Annotated in this window: 3 rRNA genes; all 3 read left to right on the top strand. The window is 56.0% G+C overall.

Features of this window, described 5'->3' with window-relative positions:
* Positions 1–169 precede the first annotated feature (169 nt).
* The 3 genes from FNM00_RS18550 to rrf all read left to right on the top strand — a co-directional run bounded on the left by FNM00_RS18550 (position 170) and on the right by rrf (position 5,340).
* Positions 170–1,689: ribosomal RNA gene (locus FNM00_RS18550) — 16S ribosomal RNA — on the top strand.
* Positions 1,690–2,026: 337 nt separating this feature from the next.
* Positions 2,027–5,133: ribosomal RNA gene (locus FNM00_RS18545) — 23S ribosomal RNA — on the top strand.
* A gap of 90 nt (positions 5,134–5,223) precedes the next feature.
* Positions 5,224–5,340 (top strand): 5S ribosomal RNA (gene rrf, locus FNM00_RS18540).
* Together the 16S, 23S and 5S rRNA genes form the textbook arrangement of a ribosomal RNA operon.
* The last annotated feature ends 53 nt before the right edge of the window (positions 5,341–5,393 follow it).

Below are 5,393 nucleotides of genomic sequence, written 5' to 3'. Positions count from 1 at the left end.
GGTCGTTGGTGTGCGTCTGATGTTTGATAACTCAACAGTGTGTCATTTAGTCGACGATTTTTTGAATTAATTAGGCATCCTGCATTCGTGTGGGGTGTCTCGATTCCGAGACAGTTTACTGCCAGTTTTTGGTGGTTCTGTGTTTTGGGGTTGAGCTTTTTGTTGTTTTTCAACGGAGAGTTTGATCCTGGCTCAGGACGAACGCTGGCGGCGTGCTTAACACATGCAAGTCGAGCGGTAAGGCCCTTTCGGGGGTACACGAGCGGCGAACGGGTGAGTAACACGTGAGCAACCTGCCCTTCTCTTGGGGATAACCAGTGGAAACGCTGGCTAATACCCGATATGACTATCTCACGCATGTGGGGTGGTGGAAAGTTCTGGCGGAGGAGGATGGGCTCGCGGCCTATCAGCTTGTTGGTGAGGTAGTGGCTCACCAAGGCGACGACGGGTAGCCGGCCTGAGAGGGTGACCGGCCACACTGGGACTGAGACACGGCCCAGACTCCTACGGGAGGCAGCAGTGGGGAATATTGGACAATGGGCGAAAGCCTGATCCAGCAACGCCGCGTGAGGGATGACGGCCTTCGGGTTGTAAACCTCTTTCAGCACCGACGAAGCGAGAGTGACGGTAGGTGCAGAAGAAGGACCGGCCAACTACGTGCCAGCAGCCGCGGTAATACGTAGGGTCCGAGCGTTGTCCGGAATTATTGGGCGTAAAGGGCTCGTAGGCGGTTTGTCGCGTCGGGAGTGAAAACTCAGGGCTTAACTCTGAGCGTGCTTTCGATACGGGCAGACTTGAGGGATGCAGGGGAGAATGGAATTCCTGGTGTAGCGGTGGAATGCGCAGATATCAGGAGGAACACCGGTGGCGAAGGCGGTTCTCTGGGCATTTCCTGACGCTGAGGAGCGAAAGCATGGGGAGCGAACAGGATTAGATACCCTGGTAGTCCATGCCGTAAACGTTGGGCGCTAGGTGTGGGGACCTTCCACGGTTTCCGTGCCGCAGCTAACGCATTAAGCGCCCCGCCTGGGGAGTACGGCCGCAAGGCTAAAACTCAAAGGAATTGACGGGGGCCCGCACAAGCGGCGGAGCATGCTGATTAATTCGATGCAACGCGAAGAACCTTACCTGGGTTTGACATATGCCGGACGACTGCAGAGATGTGGTTTCCCTTGTGGTCGGTATACAGGTGGTGCATGGCTGTCGTCAGCTCGTGTCGTGAGATGTTGGGTTAAGTCCCGCAACGAGCGCAACCCTCGTCCTATGTTGCCAGCACGTGATGGTGGGGACTCATAGGAGACTGCCGGGGTCAACTCGGAGGAAGGTGGGGATGACGTCAAGTCTTCATGCCCCTTATGTCCAGGGCTTCAAGCATGCTACAATGGCCGGTACAAACCGCTGCGAAGCCGTGAGGTGGAGCGAATCGGAAAAAGCCGGTCTCAGTTCGGATTGGGGTCTGCAACTCGACCCCATGAAGTCGGAGTCGCTAGTAATCGCAGATCAGCAACGCTGCGGTGAATACGTTCCCGGGCCTTGTACACACCGCCCGTCACGTCATGAAAGTCGGCAACACCCGAAGCCGGTGGCCTAACCCCTTGTGGGAGGGAGCCGTCGAAGGTGGGGCTGGCGATTGGGACGAAGTCGTAACAAGGTAGCCGTACCGGAAGGTGCGGCTGGATCACCTCCTTTCTAAGGAGCATGTAGCGCGGCTGCGCCCTGTTGGGTGTGGTTGCTGTTGTCGCCGTTGGTGCCCGTGTGTGGTGCCCGGTGGCTGCTCATTTAGTGGACGTCGATTACGTTGCTCTCTCTTTGGAGAGGGTGCTCATCATGCATGCTGTTTGGGTGTGGTGGTGGGGGTGGCACACTGTTGGGTTATGAGGCATCGGGCGTTGTTGTCTGGTGGCTTGTTCGGGCTGCGTGGTCTTCATACCACTGCCGGGTTTTCTGGTGGGTTTGGTGGGGGCTGGTGCGTGGTGCCGGTGGTGTTTTGAGAACTTCATAGTGGACGCGAGCATCTTTGTAGTGTTGACAAGCTACTAAGTGCACATGGTGGATGCCTTGGCATCGAGAGCCGATGAAGGACGTTGGAGTCTGCGAAAAGCCCTGGGGAGTTGACAACCGAGCTGTGATCCGGGGATGTCCGAATGGGGAAACCCAGCACGAGTTATGTCGTGTTACCCGCGCTTGAATATATAGGGCGTGTGGAGGGAACGTGGGGAAGTGAAACATCTCAGTACCCGCAGGAAGAGAAAACAACCGTGATTCCGGGAGTAGTGGCGAGCGAAACCGGATGAGGCTAAACCTCAGGTGTGTGATAGCCGGCAGGCGTTGCATCTGGGGGGTCGTGGGGCCGTGCTGATCGTTCTGCCGAGCGGTCGAAGAGTGAGAAACCGTCAGTGAAGGTGAACCGGCTGGGATGTCGGGACAGAGAGGGTGAGATCCCCGTAGCTGTAAGCTGGTGGCTCTTGTGCGTGACCCCGAGTAGCACCGTACTCCTGAAATTCGGTGTGAATTTGGCGGGACCACCCGTTAAGCCTAAATACTCCTCGATGACCGATAGCGGACTAGTACCGTGAGGGAAAGGTGAAAAGTACCCCGGGAGGGGAGTGAAAGAGTACCTGAAACCATGTGCATACAATCCGTCGGAGCATTCACTTGTGGGTGTGACGGCGTGCCTTTTGAAGAATGAGCCTGCGAGTTAGTGTTATGTAGCGAGGTTAAGCCGTTGGGGTGGAGCCGTAGCGAAAGCGAGTCCGAATAGGGCGTTTGAGTTGCATGATCTAGACCCGAAGCGGAGTGATCTATCCATGGGCAGGTTGAAGCGCGGGTAAGACCGCGTGGAGGACCGAACCCACCTAGGTTAAAAACTGGGGGGATGACCTGTGGATAGGGGTGAAAGGCCAATCAAACTCCGTGATAGCTGGTTCTCCCCGAAATGCATTTAGGTGCAGCGTGACGTGTTTCTTGCCGGAGGTAGAGCACTGGATGGGCTAGGGGGCCTACCAGCTTACTGAACTCAGCCAAACTCCGAATGCCGGTAAGTGAGAGCGTTGCAGTGAGACTGCGGGGGATAAGCTTCGTAGTCGAGAGGGAAACAGCCCAGACCATCAGCTAAGGCCCCTAAGCGGTTGCTAAGTGGAAAAGGATGTGGAGTCGCAGAGACAACCAGGAGGTTGGCTTAGAAGCAGCCATCCTTGAAAGAGTGCGTAATAGCTCACTGGTCAAGTAATTCCGCGCCGACAATTTAGCGGGGCTCAAGCAATCCGCCGAAGCTATGGCATTCACACATGTGATAGGCCTTTGTGGTCCAGTCGTGTGGATGGGTAGGGGAGCGTCGTGTCGCGAGTGAAGCAGCCGGGTGACCGAGTTGTGGATGCGACACGAGTGAGAATGCAGGCATGAGTAGCGAATGAAGAGTGAGAAACTCTTCCACCGGATGACCAAGGGTTCCAGGGTCAAGCTAATCTTCCCTGGGTAAGTCGGGACCTAAGGCGAGGCCGACAGGCGTAGTCGATGGACAACGGGTTGATATTCCCGTACCGGCGATAGATCGTCCCTGGCGAGGTCAGTGATGCTAAGCACCCGAAGCCATCTTCAGTCTCTTCGGAGACAGGGATTGGTGGAGCGTGTGACCCGAGCTGGTAGTAGCCAAGCGATGGTGTGACGCAGGAAGGTAGCTCATCCTCGGCGATGGTAGTCCGAGGGTAAGAATGTAGGACTGACGGTAGGTAAATCCGCCGTCTGTGTGTCTGAGATTCGATGCCACTTCACCTACGGGTGTTGTGTGAGTGATCCTATGCTGCCGAGAAAAGCATCTAGCGAGATCTGTAGCCGCCCGTACCCCAAACCGACTCAGGTGGTCAGGTAGAGAATACTAAGGTGATCGAGTGAATCATGGTTAAGGAACTCGGCAAAATGCCCCCGTAACTTCGGGAGAAGGGGGGCCGGATACGTGAACACCCTTGCGGTGGGAAGCGTTGAAGGCCGCAGAGACCAGGCCCAAGCGACTGTTTATTAAAAACACAGGTCCGTGCTAAGTCGTAAGACGCCGTATACGGACTGACTCCTGCCCGGTGCTGGAAGGTTAAGGGGACGTGTTAGCCGCAAGGCGAAGCGCAGAACTTAAGCCCCAGTAAACGGCGGTGGTAACTATAACCATCCTAAGGTAGCGAAATTCCTTGTCGGGTAAGTTCCGACCTGCACGAATGGAGTAACGACTTGGGCGCTGTCTCAACCATGAACTCGGCGAAATTGCACTACGAGTAAAGATGCTCGTTACGCGCGGCAGGACGGAAAGACCCCGGGACCTTTACTATAGCTTGGTATTGGTGTTTGGTTCGACTTGTGTAGGATAGGTGGGAGACTGTGAAGCGGCCACGCCAGTGGTTGTGGAGTCGTCGTTGAAATACCACTCTGGTCGTACTAGATATCTAACTTAGGTCCGTTATCCGGATCAGGGACAGTGCCTGGTGGGTAGTTTAACTGGGGCGGTTGCCTCCTAAAATGTAACGGAGGCGCCCAAAGGTTCCCTCAGCCTGGTTGGCAATCAGGTGTTGAGTGTAAGTACACAAGGGAGCTTGACTGCGAGAGTGACGGCTCGAGCAGGGACGAAAGTCGGGACTAGTGACCCGGCGCTGGCATGTGGAAGCGGCGTCGCTCAACGGATAAAAGGTACCCCGGGGATAACAGGCTGATCTTCCCCAAGAGTCCATATCGACGGGATGGTTTGGCACCTCGATGTCGGCTCGTCGCATCCTGGGGCCGTAGCAGGTCCCAAGGGTTGGGCTGTTCGCCCATTAAAGCGGCACGCGAGCTGGGTTTAGAACGTCGTGAGACAGTTCGGTCCCTATCCGCCGCGCGCGTAGGAAACTTGAGAAAGGCTGCCCCTAGTACGAGAGGACCGGGGTGGACGAACCTCTGGTGTGCCAGTTGTACCGCCAGGTGCACGGCTGGTTGGCTACGTTCGGAAGTGATAACCGCTGAAAGCATCTAAGCGGGAAGCACGTTTCAAGATGAGGTTTCCCACCCGCCATGGGTTAAGGCCCCCAGCAGACCACTGGGTTGATAGGCCAGAAGTAGAAGCACAGCAATGTGTGGAGCTGACTGGTACTAATAGGCCGAGGGCTTGTCACCCAACACATACTTTTCGAGTTGTTCGCGTCCACTATGAGGTTCCCAGACCATCACCGACTATTAATTGGATAGTTGGATGGTTGATAGAGTTACGGCGACCATAGCGAAGGGGAAATACCCGGTCACATTCCGAACCCGGAAGTCAAGCCCTTCAGCGCCGATGGTACTGCACTGGAGACGGTGTGGGAGAGTAGGACGTCGCCGGACAAACATTAGCGCGAGGCCGCCCCAAACACACCTGGGGCGGCCTCGCCGCATTT

The organism is Aeromicrobium piscarium (assembly GCF_007421815.1).
GTDB classification, from domain to species: Bacteria; Actinomycetota; Actinomycetes; order Propionibacteriales; family Nocardioidaceae; genus Aeromicrobium; species Aeromicrobium piscarium.
This window is presented reverse-complemented; position numbering and strand designations above follow the sequence as displayed.